This is a genomic window from Bosea vaviloviae (assembly GCF_001741865.1).
GTDB classification, from domain to species: domain Bacteria; phylum Pseudomonadota; class Alphaproteobacteria; order Rhizobiales; family Beijerinckiaceae; genus Allobosea; species Allobosea vaviloviae.
Window position 1 is genome coordinate 145299 of sequence record NZ_CP017147.1, and the last position, 24938, is coordinate 170236.

Annotated in this window: 26 protein-coding genes; 16 read left to right on the forward strand and 10 right to left on the reverse strand. The window is 65.7% G+C overall.

Annotation, left to right across the window (positions count from 1 at the left end):
* Window positions 1-241 precede the first annotated feature (241 nt).
* From BHK69_RS00655 to bla, 5 genes are all read left to right on the forward strand, one after another.
* The gene (locus BHK69_RS00655; protein ID WP_069688427.1) at window positions 242-481 is read left to right on the forward strand and encodes a hypothetical protein; all 240 of its coding nucleotides are present in this window, start codon (window positions 242-244) and stop codon (window positions 479-481) included.
* 388 nt (window positions 482-869) lie between these two features.
* Window positions 870-2048, forward strand: a complete 1179-nt coding sequence (locus BHK69_RS00660; RefSeq protein ID WP_069688428.1) for a phosphoserine transaminase — start codon at window positions 870-872, stop codon at window positions 2046-2048.
* Between the two features lie 129 nt (window positions 2049-2177).
* Entirely contained in the window at window positions 2178-3767 is a 1590-nt protein-coding gene (gene serA, locus BHK69_RS00665; RefSeq protein ID WP_069688429.1) for a phosphoglycerate dehydrogenase, read from the forward strand.
* A gap of 4 nt (window positions 3768-3771) precedes the next feature.
* Complete coding sequence (locus BHK69_RS00670) at window positions 3772-4035, forward strand: DUF1902 domain-containing protein (protein WP_069688430.1); 264 nt, start codon at window positions 3772-3774, stop codon at window positions 4033-4035.
* Between the two features lie 65 nt (window positions 4036-4100).
* Entirely contained in the window at window positions 4101-5111 is a 1011-nt protein-coding gene (bla, locus tag BHK69_RS00675; RefSeq protein WP_069688431.1) for a class A beta-lactamase, read from the forward strand.
* A gap of 147 nt (window positions 5112-5258) precedes the next feature.
* Here bla and BHK69_RS00680 read toward each other — a convergent pair whose 3' ends face one another.
* The 3 genes from BHK69_RS00680 to BHK69_RS00690 are packed head-to-tail and all read right to left on the reverse strand — an operon-like array spanning window position 5259 to window position 7267.
* Window positions 5259-5648, reverse strand: a complete 390-nt coding sequence (locus BHK69_RS00680; protein WP_069688432.1) for a nuclear transport factor 2 family protein — start codon at window positions 5646-5648, stop codon at window positions 5259-5261.
* 5 nt (window positions 5649-5653) lie between these two features.
* Entirely contained in the window at window positions 5654-6550 is an 897-nt protein-coding gene (locus BHK69_RS00685; RefSeq protein WP_199579015.1) for an MBL fold metallo-hydrolase, read from the reverse strand.
* Between the two features lie 36 nt (window positions 6551-6586).
* A complete protein-coding gene (locus BHK69_RS00690; RefSeq protein WP_069688434.1) occupies window positions 6587-7267 on the reverse strand; it encodes a DsbA family protein in 681 nt (226 codons plus the stop codon).
* 118 nt (window positions 7268-7385) lie between these two features.
* Between BHK69_RS00690 and BHK69_RS00695 the strand changes: the two genes are divergently transcribed.
* On the forward strand, window positions 7386-8306 hold the full coding sequence (locus BHK69_RS00695; protein WP_083269033.1) for a LysR family transcriptional regulator: 921 nt from the start codon (window positions 7386-7388) through the stop codon (window positions 8304-8306).
* A 197-nt stretch (window positions 8307-8503) separates the two neighbouring features.
* Here the strand turns inward: BHK69_RS00695 and BHK69_RS00700 are convergent, their stop codons facing one another.
* Window positions 8504-8866 carry a hypothetical protein gene (locus BHK69_RS00700; protein ID WP_069688435.1) on the reverse strand — a complete coding sequence of 121 codons (363 nt, stop codon included), beginning with the start codon at window positions 8864-8866 and terminating at the stop codon, window positions 8504-8506.
* A 53-nt stretch (window positions 8867-8919) separates the two neighbouring features.
* Complete coding sequence (locus BHK69_RS00705; protein WP_069688436.1) at window positions 8920-9846, reverse strand: DMT family transporter; 927 nt, start codon at window positions 9844-9846, stop codon at window positions 8920-8922.
* 165 nt (window positions 9847-10011) lie between these two features.
* Between BHK69_RS00705 and BHK69_RS00710 the strand changes: the two genes are divergently transcribed.
* Window positions 10012-10896 carry a type 1 glutamine amidotransferase gene (locus BHK69_RS00710; protein ID WP_069688437.1) on the forward strand — a complete coding sequence of 295 codons (885 nt, stop codon included), beginning with the start codon at window positions 10012-10014 and terminating at the stop codon, window positions 10894-10896.
* Window positions 10897-11093: 197 nt separating this feature from the next.
* The gene (locus BHK69_RS00715) at window positions 11094-11945 is read left to right on the forward strand and encodes an OmpA family protein (RefSeq protein WP_069688438.1); all 852 of its coding nucleotides are present in this window, start codon (window positions 11094-11096) and stop codon (window positions 11943-11945) included.
* An 83-nt stretch (window positions 11946-12028) separates the two neighbouring features.
* Here BHK69_RS00715 and BHK69_RS00720 read toward each other — a convergent pair whose 3' ends face one another.
* On the reverse strand, window positions 12029-12265 hold the full coding sequence (locus tag BHK69_RS00720) for a hypothetical protein (RefSeq protein WP_069688439.1): 237 nt from the start codon (window positions 12263-12265) through the stop codon (window positions 12029-12031).
* A gap of 631 nt (window positions 12266-12896) precedes the next feature.
* Here BHK69_RS00720 and BHK69_RS00730 point away from each other — a divergent pair.
* Window positions 12897-14609: a mucoidy inhibitor MuiA family protein gene (locus BHK69_RS00730; protein ID WP_158516132.1), complete on the forward strand. Its 1713-nt coding sequence runs from the start codon at window positions 12897-12899 to the stop codon at window positions 14607-14609.
* A 243-nt stretch (window positions 14610-14852) separates the two neighbouring features.
* Here BHK69_RS00730 and BHK69_RS00735 read toward each other — a convergent pair whose 3' ends face one another.
* Both BHK69_RS00735 and BHK69_RS00740 read right to left on the reverse strand, forming a co-directional pair.
* Window positions 14853-15431 carry a tyrosine phosphatase family protein gene (locus BHK69_RS00735; protein WP_069688442.1) on the reverse strand — a complete coding sequence of 193 codons (579 nt, stop codon included), beginning with the start codon at window positions 15429-15431 and terminating at the stop codon, window positions 14853-14855.
* Window positions 15432-15637: 206 nt separating this feature from the next.
* The gene (locus BHK69_RS00740) at window positions 15638-16837 is read right to left on the reverse strand and encodes an MFS transporter (protein ID WP_069693255.1); all 1200 of its coding nucleotides are present in this window, start codon (window positions 16835-16837) and stop codon (window positions 15638-15640) included.
* A 132-nt stretch (window positions 16838-16969) separates the two neighbouring features.
* Here BHK69_RS00740 and BHK69_RS00745 point away from each other — a divergent pair, with 132 nt between their 5' ends.
* The 5 genes from BHK69_RS00745 (at window position 16970) to BHK69_RS00765 (ending at window position 22224) form a co-directional block, all read left to right on the forward strand.
* The gene (locus BHK69_RS00745) at window positions 16970-17791 is read left to right on the forward strand and encodes an AraC family transcriptional regulator (RefSeq protein WP_069688443.1); all 822 of its coding nucleotides are present in this window, start codon (window positions 16970-16972) and stop codon (window positions 17789-17791) included.
* 473 nt (window positions 17792-18264) lie between these two features.
* The gene (locus BHK69_RS00750; RefSeq protein WP_069688444.1) at window positions 18265-19557 is read left to right on the forward strand and encodes an adenylosuccinate synthase; all 1293 of its coding nucleotides are present in this window, start codon (window positions 18265-18267) and stop codon (window positions 19555-19557) included.
* 31 nt (window positions 19558-19588) lie between these two features.
* A complete protein-coding gene (locus tag BHK69_RS00755; RefSeq protein WP_069688445.1) occupies window positions 19589-20812 on the forward strand; it encodes a hypothetical protein in 1224 nt (407 codons plus the stop codon).
* Window positions 20813-20842: 30 nt separating this feature from the next.
* Window positions 20843-21472 (forward strand): GyrI-like domain-containing protein, encoded by a 630-nt coding sequence (locus BHK69_RS00760; RefSeq protein WP_244548366.1) that lies wholly within the window; start codon window positions 20843-20845, stop codon window positions 21470-21472.
* Between the two features lie 242 nt (window positions 21473-21714).
* The gene (locus BHK69_RS00765) at window positions 21715-22224 is read left to right on the forward strand and encodes a GNAT family N-acetyltransferase (protein WP_425285541.1); all 510 of its coding nucleotides are present in this window, start codon (window positions 21715-21717) and stop codon (window positions 22222-22224) included.
* 71 nt (window positions 22225-22295) lie between these two features.
* Here the strand turns inward: BHK69_RS00765 and BHK69_RS00770 are convergent, their stop codons facing one another.
* Window positions 22296-23246, reverse strand: coding sequence for a polyprenyl synthetase family protein (locus BHK69_RS00770; protein WP_244548367.1), 951 nt, complete (start codon window positions 23244-23246; stop codon window positions 22296-22298).
* Window positions 23247-23402: 156 nt separating this feature from the next.
* On the opposite strand from BHK69_RS00770, the gene mtgA reads away from it, so the two are divergent.
* Window positions 23403-24122, forward strand: coding sequence for a monofunctional biosynthetic peptidoglycan transglycosylase (mtgA, locus tag BHK69_RS00775; RefSeq protein WP_083269037.1), 720 nt, complete (start codon window positions 23403-23405; stop codon window positions 24120-24122).
* A 173-nt stretch (window positions 24123-24295) separates the two neighbouring features.
* A complete protein-coding gene (rpmF, locus tag BHK69_RS00780; protein WP_069688448.1) occupies window positions 24296-24481 on the forward strand; it encodes a 50S ribosomal protein L32 in 186 nt (61 codons plus the stop codon).
* 94 nt (window positions 24482-24575) lie between these two features.
* Here rpmF and BHK69_RS00785 read toward each other — a convergent pair whose 3' ends face one another.
* The gene (locus BHK69_RS00785; protein ID WP_069688449.1) at window positions 24576-24800 is read right to left on the reverse strand and encodes a hypothetical protein; all 225 of its coding nucleotides are present in this window, start codon (window positions 24798-24800) and stop codon (window positions 24576-24578) included.
* Between the last annotated feature and the right edge of the window lie 138 nt (window positions 24801-24938).

Sequence of the window (24938 nt, forward strand, 5' to 3'; positions counted from 1 at the left end):
CATGGTCCAGCCCTCCCAACTATCCAGGGAAAAACTGTCACCCTTCTATCCGGGCTCGTCTGTCACCAATCTATCCAGGCAGGACAGCTGCCACCTTCTCCCCCGAGGGGAGAAGGGAAGCCGCCCGAGCAATGCCCTCCCTGCAAGCCAGGGCACCAGGAAACGCCGTTGCGCGCAACGACGACGCGGTGCAGGAGCGGCGCGGCCGCAGCGCGCGGCCCGCTCGTTCAGGACCATCATCATGCCCCTCGCCTCCCGCGCGCTCGTCGCGGCCTTCGCCTGCCTCCTCACCACCGCCCCGGCCTTTGCCGCGATCACCGACCCGGAGATGACTTGCGCCGCCTATCTCAAGAGCAGCGCGGCAGGCCATCGCCAGCCGAAGACCCACCAGGCCAATGTCGAGGCCAGGATCAGGGCCTTCTGCGCCGCCAACCCGAAGATGAAAGCCGTTGACGCGGAGATGACGGTGACGGGGGATTGAGGGTCCCCCGCGCCCTTTCACCGCAGCCACGACGCCTCTCCCCTTCGCCCCTGGCGGGAGAAGGTGCTCCGGCAGGGGCGGATGAGGGGGCGCCGTGCCCTATCCGGTTAGCATCATAGGCAGCTAGATGGAGAGCTCACAGCGCCCCCTCATCCGTCTCGGCTTCGCCGATCCACCTTCTCCCGCCAGGGGAGAAGGGTTCCCGCGCCCTTTCCGTCATCCGCGGGCTGCACTTATTGGGTTGAGGCCGTCCGGCAGTGCGAGCTCTTGGCGTCAGCCCCCTCATCGGGTGGCCCCACCTTGACTCCCCCCGCCCTCATCCCCTACCCCCATCGGCGGGACACGCCACCCCACCGTGGCGCGCCCATCTGTAAGGATGGAGACATCGATGGCGAATACCGTTCCGGCCACGCGTCCGCGCGTGCCGCATTTCTCGTCCGGCCCCTGCGCCAAGCGCCCCGGCTGGGCTCTCAAACATCTCTCTGACGCAGCGCTCGGCCGCTCGCACCGCGCCAAGGTCGGCAAGGACAAGCTCAAGCTTGCCATCGACCTGACCCGCGAGGTGCTGCAGGTGCCGGCCGATTACCGCATCGGCATCGTGCCCGCTTCCGACACCGGCGCGGTCGAGATGGCGATGTGGTCGCTGCTCGGCGCCCGCGGCGTCGACATGGTCGCCTGGGAGAGCTTCGGCGAGGGCTGGGTGACCGATGTCGCCAAGCAGCTCAGGCTCACTGATGTGCGCACCATCACCGCGCCCTATGGCGAACTGCCGAACCTGAAGAAGGTCGACACGAAAACCCGCGACGTCGTCTTCACCTGGAACGGCACGACGTCGGGCGTGCGCGTTCAGGATGCGAGCTGGATCGCCGATGACCGCGAGGGGCTGACGATCTGCGACGCGACCTCGGCCGCCTTCGCCCAGCGCCTCGACTGGCCCAAGCTCGATGTCACCACCTTCTCCTGGCAGAAGGTGCTCGGCGGCGAGGCGGCCCATGGCATGATCATCCTCTCGCCCCGCGCGGTCGAGCGGCTCTTGACCTACAAGCCGAGCTGGCCGCTGCCGAAGATCTTCCGCATGGTCTCGGGCGGCAAGCTCTCCGAGGGCATCTTCCAGGGCGAGACGATCAACACGCCCTCGATGCTCGCGGTCGAGGATTATCTCGATGCGCTGCACTGGGCGAAGAAGGTCGGCGGGTTGGACGGGCTGGTGAAGCGCGCCGACGGCAATTTCCGCGTGCTGCAAAAGTTCGTGCGCGAAAACGACTGGATCGACTTCCTGGCGGTGAAGCCGAAGACGCGCTCGAACACGAGCGTGTGCCTGAAGTTCACCGATCCTGCGGTGACGGCGCTCTCGGCCGACGCGCAGACGGCGTTTGCCAAGCAGGTCGTTTCGATCATCGAGAAGGCGGGCGCGGGCTTCGATCTCGGCCATTACCGCGACGCCCCTCCGGGCTTGCGCATCTGGTGCGGCGCGACCGTGCAATCGCGCGATCTCAAGGCGCTGCTGCCCTGGATCACATACGCCTTCGCCGAGGCCAAGGCGGGGTTGAGCAAGAAGGCGGCGTAGGCGCGCTTCGCGCGCAGGCAGTCGGCAAGAGGCAATGGGCAGTCGAACCTCGGCTGCCGCGACTGCCTACTGCCGATTGCCGACTGCCTTTCCCCACATCGATTTCTCGTTTTTCACGGGACCAATCCCATGACAGCCCCTCGCGTATTGATCTCCGACGCCCTCTCCCCCGCCGCCGTGCAGATCTTTCGGGATCGCGGCATCGAGGTGACGTTCGATCCCAACCTCGGCAAGGACAAGGACAAGCTCGCTGCCATCATCGGCGAGTATGACGGCCTCGCCATCCGCTCGGCGACCAAGGCCACCGCCAAATTGCTGGAAGCTGCCAAGAACCTGAAGGTGATCGGCCGCGCCGGCATCGGCGTCGACAATGTCGAGATTCCTGCGGCGACGGCGCGCGGCATCATCGTGATGAACACACCCTTCGGCAATTCGATCACCACCGCCGAGCACGCCATTGCGATGATGTTCGCGCTGGCCCGCCAGATCCCCTCCGCCGACACCTCCACCCAGGCCGGAAAATGGGAGAAGAACCGCTTCATGGGCGTGGAGATCACGGCCAAGACGCTGGGGCTGATCGGCTGCGGCAATATCGGCTCGATCGTCGCCGAGCGCGGCATCGGGCTGAAGATGCGCGTCATCGCCTTCGACCCCTATCTCTCCCCGGAGCGGGCGGTGCAGCTCGGCGCCGAGAAGGTCGAGCTGGAGGAGCTGCTCAAGCGCGCCGACTTCATCACGCTGCATGTGCCGATGACGGCGATGACCAAGAACATCCTCTCGGCGGAAAATCTCGCCAAGACCAAGAAGGGCGTGCGCATCATCAACTGCGCCCGTGGCGGGCTGGTCGATGAGGCGGCACTGGCCGAACTGATCAAGTCCGGCCATGTCGCCGGCGCGGCCTTCGACGTGTTCTCGGTCGAGCCTGCCGAGGCCAACCCGCTCTTCGGCCTGGAGAACGTCGTTTGCACGCCGCATCTGGGCGCCTCGACCAACGAGGCGCAGGAGAATGTCGCGCTGCAGGTCGCCGAGCAGATGTCGGACTACCTGCTCAAGGGCGCCATCACCAATGCGGTCAACTTCCCCTCGATCTCGGCCGAGGAAGCACCGCGGATCAAGCCCTTCGTGGCGCTGGCCGAGAAGCTCGGCTCGTTCCTGGGCCAGCTCACCGAGGCACCGGTCAAGGGCATCCGCATCGAGTATGAGGGCGCGGTCGCCCATCTCAACCTGAAGGCGATTTCGGCTGCCGCCATCACCGGCGTGCTGCGGCCCTTCCTGCCCGAGATCAACATGGTCAACGCCGCGATGATCGCCAAGGAGAAGGGCATCGTGGTCGAGGAATTGACCCGCGAAGTCGCGGGAAACCTCGAAAGCGTCATCCGCATCGTGGTCGAGGCCGAGGACATGCCGCGCCATGCCTCGGGCACTGTCTTCCAGGACGGCAAGCCGCGCATCGTCGAGATCCGCGACATCCAGGTCGATGCCGAGTTCGCCCCGCACATGCTCTATGTCCGCAACGCCGACAAGCCGGGCTTCATCGGCCAGTTCGGCTCGCTGCTGGGCGAGGCCGGCGTCAATGTCGCGACCTTCTCGCTCGGCCGTGACAAGCCAGGCGGCGACGCGATCTGCTATGTCGCCGTGGACGAGCCGATCTCGGACGCGCTGCTCGACAAGATCCACGAGATCCCGATGGTCAAGCGGGCCCGGCGGCTGAGGTTCTGAGCTGATGCGTTTTGCAGATCTGCGCGCCATGGTCGCACCCCGCAAGGCTGCGCCCATGGCTCCCGTGAAATTCGAGGTCCGCCGCGACGAGGAGGCCGACCTCTGGTACGCGGTCTCCTGCTGCGATCTCGGCATCGTCACGGAAGCGCCGACGCTGGAGGGCCTGCGCGAACGCCTGAAGCAGCTCGTGCCGGATCATCTCGATCTCGACTGCGACTGCCCGATCGAGCTGGAGATCTGCACGGAAGAGCCGGGCGGGGCGGCTTAGCCCAAAACGCGCCCCATCGCCGCCCCAATCGCACTCCCCTGTGGCGCCGCCCCAGGAGATGCCTCATGCTTCGCTACGCTGCCCTTGCCTTCGCCATCCTCGCCGCCACGCCGGCTCTGCTCGCGACACCGGCCCTCGCCGATTGGGACAAAGCCAGGCTCGACCAGGAGGTCGCGGCGATCGAGCGCCAGTCGCAGGGCCGGCTCGGCGTCGCCCTGCTCGACTTGAAGGACCGCAAGAGCTGGTCGCATCGCGGCTCCGAGACCTTCCCGATGCAGAGCGTCTTCAAGCTGCCGTTGGCGGTCGCGGTGCTGCAGGCGGTCGAGGCCGGCAAGCTAAAGCTCGACCAGCCGATCACCATCACCCGCAAGGATTTCTCGCTGTTCCACAGCCCGCTGGCCAAGGCCTTCAAGGGCGAGAGCAATGACTACCCGCTGCGCGAGCTGATCGCGCTCGCCGCCGGCCAGAGCGACAATACCGCGGCCGACAATCTCATGCGCCTCATTGGCGGCCCCCAGGTTGTGACGAAGATGCTCCGGGACGGCGGCATCGGGGGGATTTCGGTCGATCGCTATGAGCGCGAGTTCCAGCCGCAAGTGTTCGGCCTGCAAGGCTTCGGCTGGGACAGGACCGTCGATGAGCAGGCTTTCCGGGCCGAGCTGAAGGCGCTCGCTCCGAAGAAGCGCTCAGCCGCGCTCGCTCTTGCCCTCAAGGACCCGCGCGACGCCGCCACGCCCGAGGCGAGCACGCTGTTCTTGGAGGCGCTGGCCAAGGGCAACTGGCTGCGCGACCCAGCCCATGCCGCCTTCCTCGATATGGTCATCACGGAGACGACTAGCGGCCCGCTGCGCATCCGCGCCGGACTGCCGCTAGGGGCGCGCTTCGCCCACAAGACCGGGGCCGGCCTGACCATGGACGGTGTCAACCACGCCACCAACGACATCGGCATCGTGACGCTGCCCAATGGCCGTGTCTTCGCGATCGCGATCTATCTCGCCGGATCGAAGGCCGATGAGAAGACCCGCGAGGCCGCCCATGCGGCAGTGGCGAAAGCGGCGGTCGCGGCGCAGCGCTGAAGCGCGCAAGGCTTCGTGCGGAGGGGCCCCGAATCTGAAACCCTTCACAATAGCGGAAGTCGAGCCGCCGCCCGAAAGCGGATATATGCCGAGGGGATGCGTAAGGGCCGGAAGCGATCGGCTGTTACGCTATCGCCCTTGAACCTCCTACGCGAGCGCCTGCCGCACCATCGCGGTGTCGACATATTGCGTCATGCGCAGGATCTTGCCGTCCCTCAGCGCATAGAGATGAGCGAAGGTCGCGCGCATGGATTTTCCGGTCGCCTTGTAGGTGCCGGAGTAAACCCCGAAGGCGGCGACATGATCGCCGTCCTCCAGGAAGCTATGGACATCGGCACGGTAGCCGATCCACTCGGTGCCGAGGCGCTGGAAGACGCCGGCGATGATCGCATCCGGCCCGACATAGGTGCCGGCATAGGGAAAGCCTTCCGCTTCGGTCCATTCGGCATCGGGAGCAAGGGCGGCGAGCAGGTTGCGGCCGTTCTCCTCCGAGGAACCTTCATAGGTTCCTCGGATCAGATCGAGATTGGCGCCCATGGCGCTCAGCCCCACTTCATTTCGCCGGTCGCGACCTTGGCGCCGATATCGATCGCGACGCTCATTCCCAAATTGGGGAAGCGCGCCTTCATGGCGGCATTGAGCGCAGCGGAATCGGGCTTCTTCGCCAGCTCTTCCTCAAAGGCCAGCAGATAGGCCTTCGTGTGATCGACGCCGGACAGATCGGTCCTGGCGTCGGCCGTGATATGGCCGGCGACGACGATGGCGGGCCGGCGCGCGGCGATCAGGTCGAGGTTCCTGACCCAGGCGGCCCGCAGTTCGGCGCTATTGCTGTCCGCGGTCCAGACATGAACGCCGGAGAAGATCAGCACGCCACCGAACACCGCCTTGAGCGACGGCACCCAGAGATAGCGGCGGTTGGAGAGGCCCTCGGCATCGACGATCTCGATGCTCTCGCCATCGACGGTCAGCGTCTTGCCGTCGAATGCTTCGGGAATGACCACCTCGGCAAGGGTCTGCGGGCCGTTCTCCTTGAGCTGCGGCCCCCAGACGGCCAGTTTCTTCTCGACGCTGCCCTTGATCGCCTCGACCGTCGCCGAGGCGGCGATCACGCGCGCCTCGGGAAAGGCGGCCTTGATCGGTCCGAGGCTGAAGTAATAATCGGGGTCGGACTGGCTGATATAGATCGTGGTGAGCCTCTTGCCGGTCGCCTTGATCGCGTCCGCGAGGGCGCGGCCGTCAGACAATGTGAAGCCGCCGTCGATCAGCACGGCTTCCGTGGCGCCGGAGACCAGGACCGGGGCACGGTAGAATCCGTTCTGCCCGGCAGGAAAATGCGTCCAGCTGAGCGCCCCTGCAGCATGGCCGAGGCCCGCCGGAGCGAAGACGGCAGCAGTGCCGGCGGCGATGCTGGATGTCATGATGGATCTCCTTGTGAACATGATGCTCTCCTGTCGATGGGTTTGCGAAGGTGAAATTCAGGCGCGCCGCCTGTCGGTTCCGGTCAGATCCGGGCTCACGCCCTTCAGCCTGGCGACCAAGACCTCAAGGCTGCCGAAGAGCGCATTCCCGGGCACGAGACGGCGGCTCTCTCCCACGCCCGCAATCAGGGCTGGAACGCCGTTGGCGCCAAAGCGGTGCATCTCTTCGCGCGCAGCCTCGGTGCGCTTGCGATAGGCGGCGAGCAGATCGTCATCGGGCGTTGTGAGGCGTTCAGCGGCGTTCTGGAGATCCAGGGCGCGCAGCATATCGGAGAGGACGGAGACAGCGGTGATGTCGCGGCCGTCCACATAGCGGGCGCTTTGAATGGCTTTGAGCGCTGCGAATTCCTGACCCGGGGCGGTGATGGCGACAGCGGTGAGCGCCAGCGTCGCCGGGCCGGAGTCGAAAAGGCGCGTATGGTCGCCAAGCACATCGCGGCGATAGGCTTCGCTGAAGGGCTGGCCGCTCAGGCGGGAAATGCGCTGATCATTGCTCCAGGCGTAGGCCGCGAAACCGTCATCCATCGGACGAGCCCCAGCGCCGGCAAACAGTCCTGTAGGCGCGAGATCGATGGCGAAGTCCGGCCTGGCCACAAGCTTTTCGAGCGCCGCCGAGGCGCCGTAGCACCAGCCGCACAGCGGATCGAAGAGATAGGTGATGTGGGTGGTGGCGATCATATCCGGGCTCCTTCGCCATCAGATATGACGCCCGAGAACCGATTGAGAAAGACCGACAGACAAGACAGAATGTATGTTATTATTTGACAATCAATGTCGGCGAGACCTGGTCGAAACGATGAATCTCAATCGATTGGCCTATTTCGCGGCGGTCGTTGATGCCGGATCGTTCACGCGCGCGGCGGAGCGGCTCGGCATCACCAAGGCCGTGGTCAGCCACCAGGTGGCACAGCTCGAGCAGGATCTCGGGGCGAGCCTTCTTGTCCGTACGACACGGCGCGTCCACCCGACCGAGGCCGGGGTGATGTTTCATGCCCGTTGCGTGATGATCCTGCGTGAAGCCGAAGATGCCTTCGACGAACTTGCCCAGGCCGCCATCGAGCCGACCGGAACCTTGCGGATCACCGCGCCCAACGACTACGGCGCCGCGGTGCTCGCTCCGGTCATCGCGGCTTTCACGGCGCGTTATTCGGCTTGCCGCGTGGAGCAGGCGCTGAGCGACCAGACCATGGATCTGACATCCGGCCGGGTCGACATGGCGGTCCGCGTCGGTTGGCTTGCGGATTCCAGCCTTCAGGCCCGCAAGATCGGTTCCTTCCAGCAAGTATTGGTCGCAGCACCGGCGTTCGCGGACCGGATTGCCGGGGTCCTCGACCCGAACGATCTTGCGTCCCTTCCGTTCGTCGCCAACATGGCGTTGCGCGAACCGCTGCTGTGGCAATTCTCGCGCGGGGATCTCGATCGACGCGCGGTGCGCCTGCAGGCGAGAATTGCCATCGACACGACGCCTGGCGTGCTTGGGGTCGTTCGAGCCGGGGGAGGTCTTTCGGTCCTGCCGGATTTCCTGGTCGCCGATGAACTGGCCTCAGGTCGGCTGATCCAAATCCTGCCGGAATGGTCGCTGCCGTCCGGCGGCATCCATACAGTCTATCCCGCAGCGCGGTTCCGGCCGCGCAAGGTGACCGCCTTCGTGGAAATGCTGATCGCGGCGGAACAGCAAAAGCGGGCGATCGCGCTTGCGCCGGGACTTGCCTCGTAAAAGGAGCCTTGCCTCGTAAAAGGAGCCTTGCCTCGTAGAAGGGGCTTCCTTCGTAAAATGCGTCTCATTCGGCCGCGAGTTCTCGCGGCATGCCGACAGTCGTCGCCATCTTGTCGCGAATGTCAGGAGTTCTGCGACAGCCGGTCGAGGGCCGGCCGGGCCGACATCATGGCGTGCGCTCTGAGCGCGCCGGCCCCCTATTGGTCAAAACCGCTTTCCCCGGCGGATATGGCCTTGCAGACGCCGCGATCCTTCTCCCCCACCATCCGCTTGTCGCGGACGACAGTCAGCTTGGATGGGTCGATCTCCCATGCGACCGCGCCCTCATTCGCGGTGACTGTGTTGGCGGCGAAGGCCGCCTTCACCTGTCTTTCGCTGCCGGTGCTCGGAACATGAATTCCAAGCGTTCCCGAGGACGCGTCGAGCGCAAAATTGAAAATCTGGGGTTTGCCCGAGGGCTGCGCAAATTCGCAGGATAGATATCTCGGCGCCGCCAAGGCGCCGGAAATCGACACCATCATCAAACCGGCGACCAAACTGACCTGTGAGATCATTGTCATGAGGCAGGTTCTCGATTTGGAGTGCTGATGGCGACCGCTTCCGGGCTGCCGGCTCACCGCTTCCCCAGCCGCTCGGCGATGAAGATGCCGCCGAGCACGAGCGCCAGCGCCAGGCCGTGATAGAGCGCCAATTGCTCGCCGAGGATGAAGACCGCCAGGATCGGCGCGAAGACCGGCACCAGATTGACGAAGACACCGGCGCGGCCGGGGCCGATCAGTTCGACCGCGCGCAGGAAGAAAATCTGCGAGATCAGCGAGGGGAAGATCACCACGAAGGTGAGGATGAGCCAGCCCTTCGGCGTCGGCCAGTAGCTGTGGCCCATCGCGATCTCGGCCCCGAAAAGCGGCAGCGAGGCAAGGCAGGCGACGATCGCCAGCGCGGTGAAGAAGACGAGGCCAGGCATCACCGGCCGCGAATGGATCGCAACCGTGTAGCCGGCATAGAAAAAGCTCGCCAGGATCATCAGGAGGTCGCCGGGGAAGAAGGCGAACTGCGTCAGCACGTGATAGTCGCCGCGGCTGGCGACGACCATGACGCCGAGCAGGGTGACGAAGACGCCGAACGCCTGCAACGGGCCGATCGCGGTGCGATGGGCCAGGAAGGCTCCGACCAGGACGAAGATCGGGATCGCGCCCTGGAGAATGCCGATATTGATCGCCGTGGTCGAATAGCCCGCGAGATACATCAGCGCGTTGAAAGCGGTGAAGCCCACGGCCCCCGTCATGACGACATAGCGCCAGCGCGCCTTGAGCACCGGCCCATAGGCGGCAAGCTCGCGCCGCATCAGCCAGGGCAGGATGGCGCAGACGAAAACCCAGCGCAGCGAGGTCAGGGCCATCGGCGAGATCTGGCCGACCGCGAGCCGGCTGGCCACCGCATTGCCGGCCCACATCAGCGTGGTCAGGCTGAGTAGCAGATAGGCATTGCCCCAGAGACGCTGCGGCAGCGTCTTGCCGGGTAGCTGCGTCTTGGCGGGCATGGTCTCAGCCTGTGTCACTTGTCGCGCTTGTCGGCCGCAGGAATGGGCAATTGCAATAGCCTTGCAGGCGGCCTGCCTCCTATGAGATGAGGCGCAGGGCCGCCCGTCGCCCCGCGCATCCCTCAATGCGCCCTTTGGCACGCTTTTCTGGCCTGGACTCCGCTCATGCTGCAGATTTCGCCTCGCCCGCTCCGCCTGCTCTTCGTCGATGGCAACACGCGCGAGCAGCGCCAGAACCATGCGGCGGGCTATCGCGACCTCTCGCCCGCCGACGCCTATGCCGAGGAGATCAGCCGCATCGCGCCGGGCAGCATCACCGATATCTGCCTGCCGGCCGATGAGGGCGCCAACCTGCCCGATGGCAGCGGCCTGCAATCCTATGACGGCGTCTTCCTGACCGGCTCCTCGCTCCACATCTACAATCTCGAGCCGGCGGTCACGCGCCAGATCGAATTGATGCGGGCGATCTATGCCAGCGGCACGCCCTGCTTCGGCTCCTGCTGGGGCATCCAGATGGGTGTGGTCGCGGCCGGCGGCACGGTCATCACCAATCCCAGGGGCCGCGAGATCGGCTTCGCCCGCAGAATCACGCTGACGCAGGCCGGGCAGAGCCATCCGCTACTCGCGGGCCGGCCGGCCGCCTTCGACGCGCCAGCGATCCATCTCGACACCATCGCGCAGCCGCCCGCCGGCGCGACCGTGCTGGCCTCCAACCCCTACAGCACGGTGCATGCCTGCGAGATCGCCCATGAAGGCGGGCTGTTCTGGGGCGTGCAGTACCACCCCGAATTCCCGCTGGCGCAGGTCGCCTCGATCCTGGGGCGGATGACGCCGCTGCTGATCGCGGAAGGGTTTCGCAAGGACGAGCCGGCAGCACAGACCTGGCTGGAAGAGATCACCGCGCTCGACGCCGACCCGGCGCGCTTCGACCTCGCCTGGGCGCATGCTCTCGACGAAGAGGTGCTCGATCCCTGGCGGCGCGTCACCGAATTGCGCAATTTCCTGGAGCACCGCGTCCAGCCGCAGGCGAGCGCGCGCGGGCGGGCTTGAGGCGCGGTGAGGCCGTCGCCTATGCCAGTCCGCGATCGGGTAAACACGCAATCTGCCGCATTGAGCCAAGGAATCAGCGTGCAGTAGAGCCTCTCATGCCGTAACGTCGCCGGAAACCTCTACTCAACGGGGGATGCGCGATGATAAGAAAAACCGGGAGCGCTGGCGGGTTCGAGGAATATAGACGCGAACCGACTGTGAGCACCCTGCTCTATGACTTCGACATCGACAGCGCCCGGCTGAAGTCGCTGCATCGCGGTTATATCGAGAAGGTCCTCGCCCCCATCATCATGCGCAAGGGCATGCTCATGCCCTGGAACATCGCCATCATCGGCCATTGCAGCGCATCGGGCAGTACGGCCCACAACAAGGAGCTGTCCTTGCGGCGGGCGCAGGCCGTCGCGTTGCATCTTCGCCTCCATACGCCGCTACGCTCACTGCGCATCAAGCCGACGGGTGCCGGCGAAAAATACGCCAAGGAGTGGGAGAACCGCCTCGATCGCTCCGTGCACATCAAGGCGGTGCCGAGCGACAAGGGCGTGGAGCCCGATGACGAGCCGCCGCCCTTCGAGGACAAGCCCCTGCCGCCCCAGATCGGCGAGGCGCAATTGTTCCACCTCCGCTTCCTCAAGATCACCAAGGTCGGCACCTATTTTCTGGGCAAGCTCAAGATCGTGGTCGAGATCACGGATCGCTTCAAGCAGAGGCCTCACCGCTATCTGTTCGAAGGCGACGAGCTCAACGCCGGCATCGGCTTGGAAATCCAGGCCGGCCAGACCCTGAAGCCCAGCGGCTATCACCCGTTCTGGACCCCTCCGGGCCAGGCGCGGATCATGGCGACCGGCGATTTCGGCGGCGACGCCAAGATCGCCAAGGGCTTTTTTGCGCCGAGCGACTCATTTGCCTTCGGCAAGACACGCGGGGCCGCCGATTTCAATTATCTGGTCAAACCCTTGAAGTGGGACGAGCCGAGCTATCTGAACTTCGACTTTCTGGGATCGATCCAGGGGCCGATGCTCAGCACCACGATCGACCTTCCGCCGTTCTGACCCTCGGCGGCGGCCGGCCATCGCCGCAATCCGGCGCGAGCGCCTGACCCAGCTCGGCTGAAATGCGCCATTATAGCGGTGCTTCAGTCGAAGCTTTCAAACTCGTCCGCTTCGTCATCATAAAGCAGCTTCATGAGCATGACATAGCGATTGAGCGAGGCCATGCTGATGTCGCGTATGCATCGCTCCCGTAGCTTGCGGGCTTCTGCGCGAATGCCCACACGCAGCTCCGGCGCATGGATACCGAACTCCTCGCTCCAATCGAGCATGCGATGCAGGTCCTTGTCCCAGGCAAGACAGGCCCGTGCCTGACGCGTCATGGGTTGCACTGGATCGGCTGCGTTTGCGGCGACAGCCGGCATCCCAACGGCACATAGGCAGAAGAATAGCGCTCGGAACCGCTCCATCGGCCTACTCCCCGTCAAACTCGACATCGGCTGGACAAGCACAAGCCGTGCCCAGGAAAAGCAAGCCCTGCCCTGAGAGCCTGACCTCAAATGAAGCCGATGATTTCAATGGCTCTGTCTTGATCATCTAAGCGCCGTCATCCTGGGCGAAGCGAAGCTTCGTCCCGGGATCCATCGTAGAGCTGCGGAGCCCTCCGATGGATCCCGGAGCTGCGCCGCTGCGCGGCTTGTCCAGGATGACGATGCGGGTGATGGGGATCGATCGGAAGCTCTTGATATCGCTCGGTTCATTTGAGGCCAGAGAAAGAACCACGCTTACGGGGCGTTCATTTCGGACGTAGCGATGTATCCGATGCAATCTCCGAAATGGGTTGGGAGCGGTCCCACTCTGAACATTCGCACCACCTAATCCCCATCCCCCGCGTCAACACCTGTGGCGCACTCCGTCACCCCCTTCCGCAGTCCGGCCCAATTCCGCCTTTGCCACGTCGAAATCGGGCGTGCTTTATCGCGGGCATCTGATTTGGGAGGGGACACCGCTATGATGAGTCGACTGGCCGCAGCCTTGATCGTCGCGCCGAGCTTTGCCGCCGCCGCCGAAATGGACCTCCCCTCGCGGATCGACCGCGTCACCGTCTATCCCGACGGGGCGGTGATCACCCGTCTCGGCCGGGCCGAACTGCTGCAGGGCGCCTCGCAGATCGTGCTGCGCGGCCTGCCGGCGACGATCGACCCTGCCTCGATCCGCGTCGAGGGCAAAGGAGGCGGCTCCTTCTCGATCGGCGCCGTCGATGTCCGCCTCGCCCCGGGCGACGCCAAGCCGCTCGACAGCGTGATCGAGGCCAAGCTCAAGGCTCTGCGCGACGAGAAGGGCGTGCTCGACGGCCAGGCTGGGGCCATTGAGGCCAAGCGCGGCACGATCGAACGTTTTGCGCAGACCGGCCCCGACAAACTCGGCCCCGACGGCAAGGCGCTGCCGGTCGCCGACTGGCCGGCGATTTTTGATGCGATCGGCACCGCACTGGTCAAGGTCAATGCCGAACTCAGGACTGTGCGCGGCCGCGCCTCCGATATCGAAAGCGAGATCGCAGCCCTCGAACGCGCCCGCCCGCAAGCGGGCCGCCCCGGCGCGCCCAAGCGCGACGTCGCCATCGCCGTCGAGGCGCCTGCTCCCGTCGCGGCCGAGTTCACGGTGAGCTATCGCGTCGCCGGGGCGAATTGGACACCGCTCTACGAGGCCAGGCTCGCCACCGGCAGCACTGGGGCCAAGCCCGAGATCAATTTCATGCGCCGCGCCGAATTGCGCCAGCGCAGCGGCGAGGACTGGGCCGATGTTGCGGTGACCCTCTCGACGACCCGCTCGGCCGGCGGCACGCGGGCGCCCGATCTCGCCCCGATGCAGGTGATGTTCTTCGAACCGCAGGAAATCTATCAGGCTCGCGAGCGCGCCATGGAGCAGGCCCGCAAACAGGCGACGGAGCGCGCCGCTCCTCCCGCCATTGCCAGCGCGCCGGCGCCACGTGGCTTCGGTGCAACGCAAGCGCTGGAGGACCGCGTCGCGCAGCCGGCGACCATTGCGGCCTCGACGATCGAGGCCGGCGCCTATCAGGCGAGCTTCCAGGTACCCGGCCGGATCACGGTTCCGCAGGACGGCTCGTCCAAGGCCGTCCTGCTGAGCCAGAGCAAGGTCAGCCCGAATCTGAGCGCGCGGACGACGCCGGAGCTGGAGGAGAAGGCCTATCTCGAAGCCGCCTTCACCCATGAGGACGAGGCCCCGTTGCTGCCGGGCGAGGTCTTCCTGCATCGCGACGGCGGCTATATCGGCAAGGGCCGGATCGGCCTCGTCGCGTCGGGCGACAAGGTCGAGCTCGGCTTCGGCGCCGACGACAAGCTCAAGGTGACGCGCGCGCCGGTCAGGCGGCGCGAGAACGACCCGACCTGGCTCGGCCAGAGCCGCACCGACCTGCGCGAGTTCCGCACCGTGGTGAAGAGCCTGCACGCCCAGCCCGTGAAGGTCACGGTGACCGAGCGCGTACCCTTCTCCGAGAGCAGCGCCATCACCATCGAGACCTTGCCGCAGACCACGCCGCCGACCGAAAAACAGGTCGGCGACAAGCGCGGCATCCAGGCCTGGACCTTCGACCTCGCCCCCGCGACCGAGAAGGAGATCAAGCTCGCCTACCGGATCAAATGGCCCGGTGACCGCGAGGTCACGTTCCAGCCGCAGGCCATAGCCGAGCCGCGTCTGGCGCGCTGAGGTGGAAGGTTACTACCTTTAACTCGGAACCACCCGCGTCATTCCGGGGCTTCCCCCTCGGGTCCGACCTTTGGTCGGCCCAAGGATAAACTCCGCGAAGAGCCCGGAACCCAGAACCGATGCGGGCTAACGAAAGCCGCCCGACAGCCGAACTTTGACGACAAGGCGCATCGGTTCTGGGTTCCGGGTTCATGCCTGCGGCATGCCCCGGAATGACAGTGAGGTTCCAATGCAAACTGGCGCTCACAGCGCCATGTCGAGCTCGCTCTGCCGGCCGAGCCGGGTCATCCAGTCCTGATATTGCGGCTGGATCTTGAGCTGGTGGCCGTAATGGCGCCGCAGCGCTTCGACCAGGCGCCCGCCACGGTCGAGCTGCTCGTCGGCGAAGCCGATCATCACCGAATTCGGCCAGGCCTGCGGGCGCACGCTGCGCAGGCGGTCGAACAATTCGTCCTCGCTCGCCTCGCTGTCGTTTTGCGCCATCAGCACCAGCATCGCGGCGGTCGAGCGCGAAATGCCCATATGGCAATGCACCAGGAGATGGCCCTCGACGCGGCCGGCCACGCCCTCCCGCAGGCTCTCGCCGAAGCCCAGGATCGCCTCGACATGCTTCGGCTCTGGGTGGGTATAGCCCTGCGAGGGAGCGAGGATGTCGTGGAAGCGCAAGGTGACGCGGTGATGCTCGCCATAGGCGCCGAAGGCATCGAGCTCCGCCAGGCCCGGGTCGAGCAGGGAGAGGACATGGGTGACGCGGCGCTCGCTCTGCGCCGGCAATTCCTCGATGCCGCAGATCGTCAGGGTCGAGATGGCGAGCGTCTTCATGCGGGAGCTCCGGCGGCTGGAGAGAGGTGTCGGCTTAGAGCATTTTCGAGCGAAGTGGGTGCCGGTTCGCGTGAAGAAAATGCGCTAAAACAAAGATCTAGAGCAATTGAACGATCCAATCGGATCGGAAATTGCTCTAGCGAGCCACCTGCCCAGCCGCAACCGCCGCGGATGACGGCCTGCCCTGCAGCCCGAGCGGTCAGCTTCTACCCCGCGCGCGGAAGGCGCGGCAGCAGGATGGTGAGCAGCCCCAGCAGCGGCAGGTAGGAGCAAATGCGGTAGACGAAGGCGATGCCATGCGTGTCGGCGAAGTTGCCGAGCAGCGCCGCTCCCAGCCCACCGGCCCCAAAAGCGAAGCCGAAGAACACCCCCGCGATCAACCCGACGCGCCCCGGCACCAGCTCCTGCGCGAACACCACGATGGCCGAGAAGGCCGAAGCGAAGATCAGCCCGATGACCACGCTGAGCACACCCGTCCAGAACAGGTTGGCGTAAGGCAGCAGCAGGGCGAAGGGGATGACACCCAGGATCGAGAACCAGATCACGAAGCGCGCGCCCATCCTGTCGCCGATCGGCCCGCCGAGAAAGGTTCCCGCCGCAGCCGCCGCCAGGAACAGGAACAGCATGAGTTGCGCCTCGCGCACGCCGAGCCCGAACTGGTCGATGACGTAGAAGGTGAAATAGCTGGAGATGCTGGCCATGTAGACGTTCTTCGTCGCGGTCAGCAGCACGAGGATGCCGAAGGCGATGGCGACCCGCCCCTGCGGCAGCGGCAAGGCGCGGCTGGCGGCGGGCTTGCCCGCATTCTGCTTGCGATGAGCCGCATACCACGCCCCGACGCGCCAGAGCACGACGACGCCCAGCATCGCGACGCCTGACAGCCAGGAGACGCTGCCCTGGCCGAAGGGCAGGACGATGAAGGCCGCCAGCAGCGGCCCCATCGCCGAGCCCATATTGCCCCCGACCTGGAAGAGCGATTGCGCCAACCCGTGCCGGCCGCCGGAGCCCAGCCGGGCGACCCGCGACGCCTCCGGATGGAAGATCGCCGAGCCGAGCCCGATCAGGCAGGCCGCCAGCACCAGCAGCGCGAAATTGCCGGCATTGCCGAGCAGGATCAGCCCGAGGAAGGTCGAGCCCATGCCGACAGGCAGGGAATAGGGCATCGGCCAGCGGTCGGTCGCCATGCCGACGAGAGGCTGCAGCAGCGACGCGGTGACCTGGAAGGCCATGGTCAGAAGCCCGATCTGGACGAAATCGAGCGCGTAATTCGCCTTGAACAGCGGGTAAAGCGAGGCGAGCAGCGACTGCATCAGGTCGTTGAGCAGATGACAGAAGCTCACCGCCAGCAGGATCGACGTCGTCGTCTTCTCGATGCGGGGCTGTGCCCCCGGAAATGCCGCAACCATCTCGAAACCCCTTTTGCGCCGCCATTCGGCGCGCCATGCCGGGTTCCTTCTATAGGCCTTGCCGCTGACCTTCATTCGTGTTTTGGTCAAAAACTTTCGCGATTGGGCCAAGATTACGGCGAAACTAAAGATATGACAAAACCACCGGCGCCGACGGCCGCAGCGCTCGACGAGAGCCACCGGCACAGTGTCGGCAAAATCTACCATGCTGGCAGCACCGTGATCGTGCATCGCTCGGACGATCCGGCCGGCTACACCGTGCCGCCGCACAGCCACAGGCATATCCAGCTGCTTTGCGTCTTCTCCGGCGTCGTGCTGCTCGCGACCGGGGTCGGCTGCTGGATGATCCCGCCCGGCCACGCCTTGCTGATCCCGCCCCATCTCGAACATTCCGTCGAGATGATGAGCGATGTCAGCATGCGCTCGGTCTATCTGCTGCCCGGTGACGACGCGCTCGCCGAACGCTTCCTGCAGGTGCTCGCGGTCACGGACCTCGTCCGCGGCCTGATCATCGAGGCGATTCGCCTGCACGACGCCGCGGTGGAAGGCCGCAAGCCGCAATTGGTGCTCGACCTGCTCGCCGAGGAGGTCACGACCCTGGCGCCCAGGCCGCTCGGCCTGCCCTTCCCCACCGACGCCCGGCTCTCGGTGCTGTGCCGGGCCTTCATGGAGGCGCCCTCGGCCCATCTGCGTCTCGACGCATGGGCGGACAGGCTGGCGATGAGCCGGCGAACCTTCACGCGTTTCTTCCTGCGTGAGACCGGCCTCGGCTTCGCGGCATGGCGCCAGCAGGCCTGCCTGTTCGCCTGCCTGCCGAAGCTCGCCGCCGGCGCCCCGGTGACGCAGATCGCCATGCTGGCCGGCTATGACAATGTCGCCGCCTTCACCACGATGTTCACGCGCCGCCTGGGAACCCCGCCGCGAGCCTATATGCGCCGCTCCTTGGCCGGGTGAACAGCATGCGCCCACGAGGCTCGGATTCCGAGAGTACGCAGCCTGGGCTCGGAACCACGCCGTCATCCTGGATAAGCGGCCCTCGGGTCGGGCCTTTGGCCGGCCCAAGGACAGGCTCCGCCGCGCAAATCCGGGATCCATCCTAGAGCACCGAGCTCTCCGATGGATCACGAGTCGAGCTTCGCTCGCCCAGGATGACGGCGTGGTTCCGAGCCAGGACTACGTGTTCCCGGCGGCAGGGTGATATTTTCCAATCCTACGCGGCCTTTTCCAATGTCGAAGAATGGACCCCGACGCCGCCGCGAACCCCGCGGCCAGCGACGTCGGATATGCACAGCCTTGACCTCGCCGCAGTGTTGCCTCATGAGGGCCTGCAAGAACCTGCCTTACAAACCCCGGTCTTGCGCCGGGGTTTTTCATGTGCGCGGCGCTTGCGTGGGATCAAACAGGCAAGACAGCAGGACACCTGGACCATGGCAAATGTGGTGGTGGTCGGCGCCCAGTGGGGCGACGAGGGCAAGGGCAAGATCGTCGACTGGCTGTCGAGCCAGGCCGATGTCGTGGTGCGCTTTCAAGGCGGCCATAATGCCGGGCATACCCTTGTCATCGACGGCAATGTCTACAAGCTCTCGCTGCTGCCCTCGGGCATCGTGCGACCCGGCAAGCTCTCGGTCATCGGCAACGGCGTTGTCGTCGATCCCTGGCATCTGGTCGAGGAAATCGAGCGGCTGCGCAAGCAAGGCGTCGCGATCAGCCCTGAGAACCTGCGTGTCGCCGACAACGCAACCCTGATCCTGCCGCTGCATCGCGAGCTCGACCATTTCCGCGAGACCTCGAATGCCGGTCTCAAGATCGGCACGACCAAGCGCGGCATCGGCCCGGCCTATGAGGACAAGGTCGGCCGCCGCGCCATCCGCGTCATCGACCTGAAGGATCCCGCTATCCTCGAGGCCAAGATCGAGCGCCTGCTCGCGCATCACAATGCGCTGCGGCGGGGCCTGGGCATCGCCGAGGTCGACGGAGCGGAGCTGCTGGCGCAGCTCACGACCATAGCGCCGCAGATCCTGCCCTATGCCGACACCGTCTGGGCCTTGCTCGATTCGGAGCGCCGCGCCGGCAAGCGCATCCTGTTCGAGGGTGCCCAGGGCGCCCTGCTCGATGTCGACCACGGCACCTACCCCTTCGTGACCTCCTCCAACATCGTCGCCGGCCAGGCCGCGACCGGCTCGGGGCTCGGCCCCTCCGCGGTCGGCTATGTGCTGGGCATCGCCAAGGCCTATACGACCCGTGTCGGCGAAGGCCCCTTCCCGACCGAGCTCTTCGACGAGATCGGCGAACTGATCGGCCAGAAGGGCAAGGAGTTCGGCGTCGTCACCGGGCGCAAGCGCCGCTGCGGCTGGTTCGACGCCTGCCTGGTCCGCCAGACCGTGAAGACCTCGGGCATCGACGGCATCGCCTTGACCAAGCTCGACATCCTCGACGGCTTCAAGGAGATCAAGGTCTGCACCGGCTACAAGCTCAATGGCGAGCTGCTTGAGCATCTGCCCGCCGGACAAAGCGACCAGGCCCGCGTCGAGCCCGTCTACGAGACGATCGAAGGCTGGGAAGGCTCGACCGCGAACGCCCGTTCATGGGCCGATCTGCCGGCCCAGGCGATCAAATATGTCCGCCGTATCGAGGAACTGATCGGCGCGCCCGTGGCGGTGCTCTCGACCAGCCCGGAACGCGACGACACCATCCTCGTCCACAACCCTTTCGAGGGTTGACGGGACCAGCCAACATCGACAAGTGAGGCCAATGGCCGATTTCTATCCCATCCTGGCACGTGCGATCGCTGGGTTGCCCGACAAGTCGTCTGCGGCGCGGCGGGCCGTCTATGACCGCGCCAGGACCGCGCTCGTCGCGCAGCTGCGCAGCCTTGACCCGCCGCTCGGCGAGGCCGAGATCATGCGCGAGCGGCTCTCGCTCGACGAGGCCGTGGCGAAGGTCGAGGCCGATTACGGCGAGGGACCGGCGCAGCCGCCAGCCCAGGCCGGGCCGGTCTTCCGCCCCGCCGTCACGCCCGAACCGGCCCGCAGGGAGGTCACGACGCCTCCGGCCGCCATCGCGCAACCGGAGCCCGAGCCACCCCAGGATGACGGGCGCTTCGAGGATCCGCTGCCGGAAGCCCCCGAACAGCAGACGATCCGCCCCCGCGTCGCGCCCCGGCGCGAACGCCGCGTCAATCCCGGCCATGTCCGCACCGCCATCGTCGGCGGCGGCGTCGCCATCGCGGTCGCGGCGATCGCCGCCGCCGCCTATTACGTCAACAAGATCAGGCCGCCCGAGAACACGGCGCGCAGCCATGTCGAGACGCCGGCCCAGCCACCGCAACCCGACGCCGCCGGCAAGCTGAACGACCGCGTCGGCGATGCCGGAGCGCCGCCGCAGACCCGGCCGAACAGCAACGCCGGCGCACCTGCACAGGGCAGCGAGATCACCGTCGCGCAGCGCGCTATCCTCTACACCGAGGTCGCCGAGAGCCCGCAGCAGCCGCGCGCCGTGAACGGCCGCGTCTTCTGGCGGCTGGACAGCGAGAGCGCCGGGCCCGGCCGGCCGGTCGAGACGATCATACGCGCCACGATCGAGGTGCCGGAGGCCGGCATCGGGCTCGACTTCACCATCCGCCGCAATACCGATACCGCCTTTCCGGCCTCGCACATCATCGGCCTGCGCTTCACCAATACGGGCACGGCGGCGCCGGAGACCATCCGCGAGGTCGGCGTGCCGCAGTTCAAGACCGACGAGAACGAGCGCGGCGCGCCCTTGTCGGCGATTAACTCGGCGCTTGGCGAGAACCTCTTCGTCGCAGCCCTGTCGAACGTGCCCGTGGAGGTCGAGCGCAATCTCGATCTGATCCTGAACCGCAATTGGATCGACGTGCCGATCCGCTTCGCCTCGGGCAAGCGCGGCATCCTGACCTTCGAGAAGGGTTTCCCGGGCAGCCAGACCCTGGCCGACGCCTTCGGCCGCTGGCGTTAGAGCGGCGCTTTTTAGCAGGGGTCTACGCGGATGGCGGCGATGATGGAGAAGCTCGATTTCAGAAAGCTTCTCAAGCCGCTCCTTAACCCACCCACCGGAGAGTTCGTTTCGGTCGAAGTGCCGCAGATGCAGTTCGTCAAGGTGGATGGCGCAAGCGATCCCAACACCGCTCCAGCTTACCGTTCGGCGGTCGAATGGCTCTACGGGGTCAGCTATGCCATGAAATTCGCGGCGAAGGCGGCACTCGGCAAGGATTATGTCGTGCCGCCGCTGGAAGGATTGTGGTGGGCGGACGACCCCCGGAGCTTCGTCACACGCGAAAAGGACCAGTGGCGCTGGACGATGATGATCATGGTCCCTGATTTCGTCACTCGCGACATATTCGAAAACGCCGTGGCCAAGACGGGCGGAAAGCGCGGCCAGCCCCCGCAAAGCCTGCGCCTCGAACCCCATGGTGAAGGGCTATCGCTTCAGACCCTGCATGTGGGCAGCTATGATGACGAAGGTCCGGTCCTGGCCCGGCTCCATGGTGAGGTGATGCCGAACAAGGGGCTGGCCTTCAACGGGCCACACCACGAGATCTATCTGAGCGATCCGCGCAAGACTGACGCGGCCAAGCTTAAAACGATCCTTCGCCAGCCGGTGAAGGTCAGGACCTAGAGCTTTTTCGAGCGAAGTGGACACCGGTTCGCGTGAAGACAATGCGATAGAATAAGGAGTTAGAGCATTTCCGCGATTCGGAGAAACGCGGAAATGCTCTAGGATCCGGCCTGAAACCCGACCTCATTCTGGGCCGGCTGCGAAGCGCAGGTCCGGCATGCGGTCGGGTGGGGTGGAAAGCGAGCTTCCCAGCTTGCAGCCTCATACGCATCGGCAATTCGTGTGGTGAGCAAAATACCCAAATGGCATCAGAAAATGACCATCTGATCATTCGTCCGGCGGCCTCAGAGGACGCTGCTGCTTTGGTCGAGATTCTGAACGAGATTATCAGCGCGGGCGGAACTACCGCGATCGAGCGCCCCTTGAGCCGATCGGAATTCGGTGCACACTACCTCCACGGAGATCGTTTTCTCGCCTGCTATGTCGCTGTCGAGCCAAGCCGGCGTGAACCAACAGGTTTCCAAGCGCTGGAACGCCATCCCGACCTGCCGGAGAACTGGGCAGACATCGGCACCTTCGCGCGAATGAGGCCCAAGATAAAAGGAGTGGGAACAGCCCTGTTCTCGGAAACCAGGAAACGGGCGCGAGAACTTGGACTCGCAGCGATAAACGCTGCGATCCGCGCGGATAACACAGGCGGATTGGCGTATTATGAGAAAATGGGCTTCACGACCTACAAAACGCTGAGAGCGATCCCTCTGAACGATGGCACGCCCATAGATCGGATTCTTAAACGCTACGACGTTGCCTGATGCCTCAACGACGTTGCTGGCAGGCTGGCAGTGTCTTTCGCATAGAGCATCGGGACACGGGCCGGGGCCCGTCAGTTCGTGCGCTCCGCCGCGAAGCGCGCCGCCGCGCGCAAGGTGTCCGCCTCCGGCCCGAAGCCGGCCAGCACCGCGATGGCGTCGGCGCTCAGGCGGTCGCGCTCGCGCTTCGCCGCGTCCAGCCCCAACACAGAAACCAGCGTCGCCTTGCCCTTGTCCTGGTCCTTCGCCGTCGCCTTGCCGAGCGCCTCGGGCGTGGCCTCGATGTCGAGGATGTCGTCGGCCACCTGGAAGGCAGCACCCAGCGCCCGGCCGTAACGGATCAGCGCGGTGCGTGCCTCGGGCGCGGCGCCTGCGATCAGCGCGCCGATCTCGACGCTCGCCGCCAGCAGGGCGCCGGTCTTCATCGCCTGCAGGCGGCGGATTTCGGCCTCGGAGAGGCTACGTGGCTGGCCGCCATCGAAGCGCCCCTCCGCCGCAAGGTCGAGCATCTGCCCGCCCGCCATGCCCCCTAACCCCGAGGCGCGCGCCAAGGCCAGAACGAGCGCCGCGCGGACCTCGCCCGAAGGATGCGTCGCCTCATCCGCCATCACATCGAAGGCCAGCGTCAGCAGGCTGTCGCCGGCCAGGATCGCAGTCGCCTCGTCATAGGCCTTGTGCACGGTCGGCCGGCCACGGCGCGTATCGTCGTCATCCATCGCCGGCAGGTCGTCATGGACCAGCGAGTAGCAATGCACGAGTTCGACCGCCGCACCCGCCCGCAGCGCCTGGCCCGCATCGCCACGCAAGAGCCGCGCGGTCTCGACCGTCAGGAAGGGCCGCAGCCGCTTACCCCCGCCGAGCGCACCATGGCGCATGGCCGAGAGCAAGGGCTCCGGCCGGGCGATCTCGCTCTCGCGCGGCGCAGCCGACAGCAGAGCGTCCAACAGGGACTCGATCGCCTGCGCCGTCCGTGCGAGGCTGGAGGCAAGGTCGCCGGTCTCGGCGGTGGGCAGGGCGGAACTCATGCGCGGATCTCGCATTCGCCGTGAGTGCGGGATGCGGGACGGCGGCAACCGGTGTCTCGCATGAAGCCTGCCCTCACCAGATGATGACAGCCCCGATTGCCGGAGCCGGCCGGCACCGTCAAGCCAAGGGACAGCAAACGAAGGGGACGTGAGGGCATGGCGGCAGGACAGCGGACGGCGCGGCGCGGGCTTTTCGCGCGCCTGATTCGCTGGATCGGCCGGCTCGTCCTCGGCTTGCTGATCGTGCTGGCGCTCGGCCTCCTGCTCTATCGCTTCATCCCGGCGCCATCGACCCTGATGATTGCGCGCTGGCTGAGCTTGCAGCCGGTCGAACGGCAATGGGTGCCTCTCGACCAGATTTCGTCGGCCCTGATCCGCTCCGTGATCGCCGCCGAGGACCAGCGCTTCTGCGCCCATTCCGGCGTCGACTGGATCGAGCTCAACACGGTGCTCGACGATGAGGACGGGCCCAGCCGAGGCGCCTCGACCCTGACCATGCAGACCGCCAAGAACCTCTTCCTCTGGCACGGTCGCTCCTACATCCGCAAGGCGCTGGAAATCCCGCTGGCGCTGGCGATAGACCTCGCCTGGCCGAAGCAGCGCATCATCGAGGTCTATCTCAACATCGCCGAATGGGGCGATGGGCTGTTCGGCGCAGAGGCTGCGGCCCAGCGCTATTTCAAGAAATCGGCAGCAGGGCTGACCGGGCCGGAGGCCTCCAGGCTCGCCGCCGCCTTGCCGAATCCAAGTGCGCGCGACCCGGGCCGGCCAAGCCGCAGCCTGCAGGCAGGCGCGGTGCGCGTGCAGCGACGTCTCGGACAATTGGGCGCGCTCGGCAACTGCGCGGTGCCCGAGGGCGAGGAGGACATGGACTGATCCGGAGGCTATGGACTCGATTCACAGGCTGGCTTGCGACTTTTTCGCATCCCGCTCTAGCCAGCGCGCGCCGCAGCGTGTATGGGCAACGCCTCACGAGATTGATCCGTCGTCGTGACGGCAGCGCGGCCTTGAGCCAAGCGCTTCCGGACGGCGGCACGATGGAGATTACTATGGCCGTTCCGAAGAGAAAGACGTCGCCGTCAAAGCGTGGCATGCGCCGCTCGGCCGACGCGCTGAAGCAGCCCACCTATATCGAAGACAAGAACTCCGGCGAACTGCGCCGCCCGCACCATGTCGATCTGAAGAGCGGCATGTATCGCGGCCGCCAGGTCCTGAAGGTCAAGGCCGAGGCCTGATCGCCTCAATGCCCAGCGTCAGGCCTTGTGCCCGACGCTAACGAAACAAGCCGGCCGCGAGGCCGGCTTTTTCTTTGGAAGCCGAACGCAGTCGTCAGAGACGCACAGGCCTGCGATCCCTGAAAATCGCGGTCGCCTTGAAGGCTTGGGCCGCCTCATAGACGCGCGCCGCCTCGCGCGGCGTCTCCCGCCCGGACCGGGCGAAGGGGCCGATCTCGGCCCGGCAAGCTGCCAGCTGCAGCAGCACCATGGCGAGATCGGATGCCGAATCGGCTGCGAACGGGGCGCGACTGCGGCTCTGATCGTTGGAATCCGTCATGTCCCGCTCCGAAACATTGGGCCAGTCTAGGAGCTGAATTTGCAAAGTTATAGCCAAACTTAACGGCGCGTTAAGGCTGAAAGCCGCATCGTTTCGAAACATTTCCCGATCCGCCCGGGCCAGGACGAGACGGCATCG

Coding starts and splice junctions, on each gene's coding strand:
- BHK69_RS00695 (WP_083269033.1), top strand. CDS start 7,386: ATGAATCTCAATCGATTGGCCTATTTCGCGGCGGTCGTTGATGCCGGA.
- BHK69_RS00690 (WP_069688434.1), bottom strand. CDS start 7,267: ATGATCGCCACCACCCACATCACCTATCTCTTCGATCCGCTGTGCGGC.
- BHK69_RS00740 (WP_069693255.1), bottom strand. CDS start 16,837: ATGGTTGCGGCATTTCCGGGGGCACAGCCCCGCATCGAGAAGACGACG.
- BHK69_RS00755 (WP_069688445.1), top strand. CDS start 19,589: ATGGCCGATTTCTATCCCATCCTGGCACGTGCGATCGCTGGGTTGCCC.
- bla (WP_069688431.1), top strand. CDS start 4,101: ATGCTTCGCTACGCTGCCCTTGCCTTCGCCATCCTCGCCGCCACGCCG.
- BHK69_RS00720 (WP_069688439.1), bottom strand. CDS start 12,265: ATGACGCGTCAGGCACGGGCCTGTCTTGCCTGGGACAAGGACCTGCAT.
- BHK69_RS00735 (WP_069688442.1), bottom strand. CDS start 15,431: ATGAAGACGCTCGCCATCTCGACCCTGACGATCTGCGGCATCGAGGAA.
- BHK69_RS00655 (WP_069688427.1), top strand. CDS start 242: ATGCCCCTCGCCTCCCGCGCGCTCGTCGCGGCCTTCGCCTGCCTCCTC.
- BHK69_RS00785 (WP_069688449.1), bottom strand. CDS start 24,800: ATGACGGATTCCAACGATCAGAGCCGCAGTCGCGCCCCGTTCGCAGCC.
- BHK69_RS00670 (WP_069688430.1), top strand. CDS start 3,772: ATGCGTTTTGCAGATCTGCGCGCCATGGTCGCACCCCGCAAGGCTGCG.
- BHK69_RS00660 (WP_069688428.1), top strand. CDS start 870: ATGGCGAATACCGTTCCGGCCACGCGTCCGCGCGTGCCGCATTTCTCG.
- BHK69_RS00700 (WP_069688435.1), bottom strand. CDS start 8,866: ATGACAATGATCTCACAGGTCAGTTTGGTCGCCGGTTTGATGATGGTG.
- BHK69_RS00745 (WP_069688443.1), top strand. CDS start 16,970: ATGACAAAACCACCGGCGCCGACGGCCGCAGCGCTCGACGAGAGCCAC.
- BHK69_RS00770 (WP_244548367.1), bottom strand. CDS start 23,246: ATGAGTTCCGCCCTGCCCACCGCCGAGACCGGCGACCTTGCCTCCAGC.
- BHK69_RS00730 (WP_158516132.1), top strand. CDS start 12,897: ATGAGTCGACTGGCCGCAGCCTTGATCGTCGCGCCGAGCTTTGCCGCC.
- BHK69_RS00750 (WP_069688444.1), top strand. CDS start 18,265: ATGGCAAATGTGGTGGTGGTCGGCGCCCAGTGGGGCGACGAGGGCAAG.
- BHK69_RS00760 (WP_244548366.1), top strand. CDS start 20,843: ATGGCGGCGATGATGGAGAAGCTCGATTTCAGAAAGCTTCTCAAGCCG.
- BHK69_RS00685 (WP_199579015.1), bottom strand. CDS start 6,550: ATGTTCACAAGGAGATCCATCATGACATCCAGCATCGCCGCCGGCACT.
- rpmF (WP_069688448.1), top strand. CDS start 24,296: ATGGCCGTTCCGAAGAGAAAGACGTCGCCGTCAAAGCGTGGCATGCGC.
- mtgA (WP_083269037.1), top strand. CDS start 23,403: ATGGCGGCAGGACAGCGGACGGCGCGGCGCGGGCTTTTCGCGCGCCTG.
- BHK69_RS00705 (WP_069688436.1), bottom strand. CDS start 9,846: ATGCCCGCCAAGACGCAGCTACCCGGCAAGACGCTGCCGCAGCGTCTC.
- BHK69_RS00710 (WP_069688437.1), top strand. CDS start 10,012: ATGCTGCAGATTTCGCCTCGCCCGCTCCGCCTGCTCTTCGTCGATGGC.
- serA (WP_069688429.1), top strand. CDS start 2,178: ATGACAGCCCCTCGCGTATTGATCTCCGACGCCCTCTCCCCCGCCGCC.
- BHK69_RS00680 (WP_069688432.1), bottom strand. CDS start 5,648: ATGGGCGCCAATCTCGATCTGATCCGAGGAACCTATGAAGGTTCCTCG.
- BHK69_RS00765 (WP_425285541.1), top strand. CDS start 21,715: ATGGCATCAGAAAATGACCATCTGATCATTCGTCCGGCGGCCTCAGAG.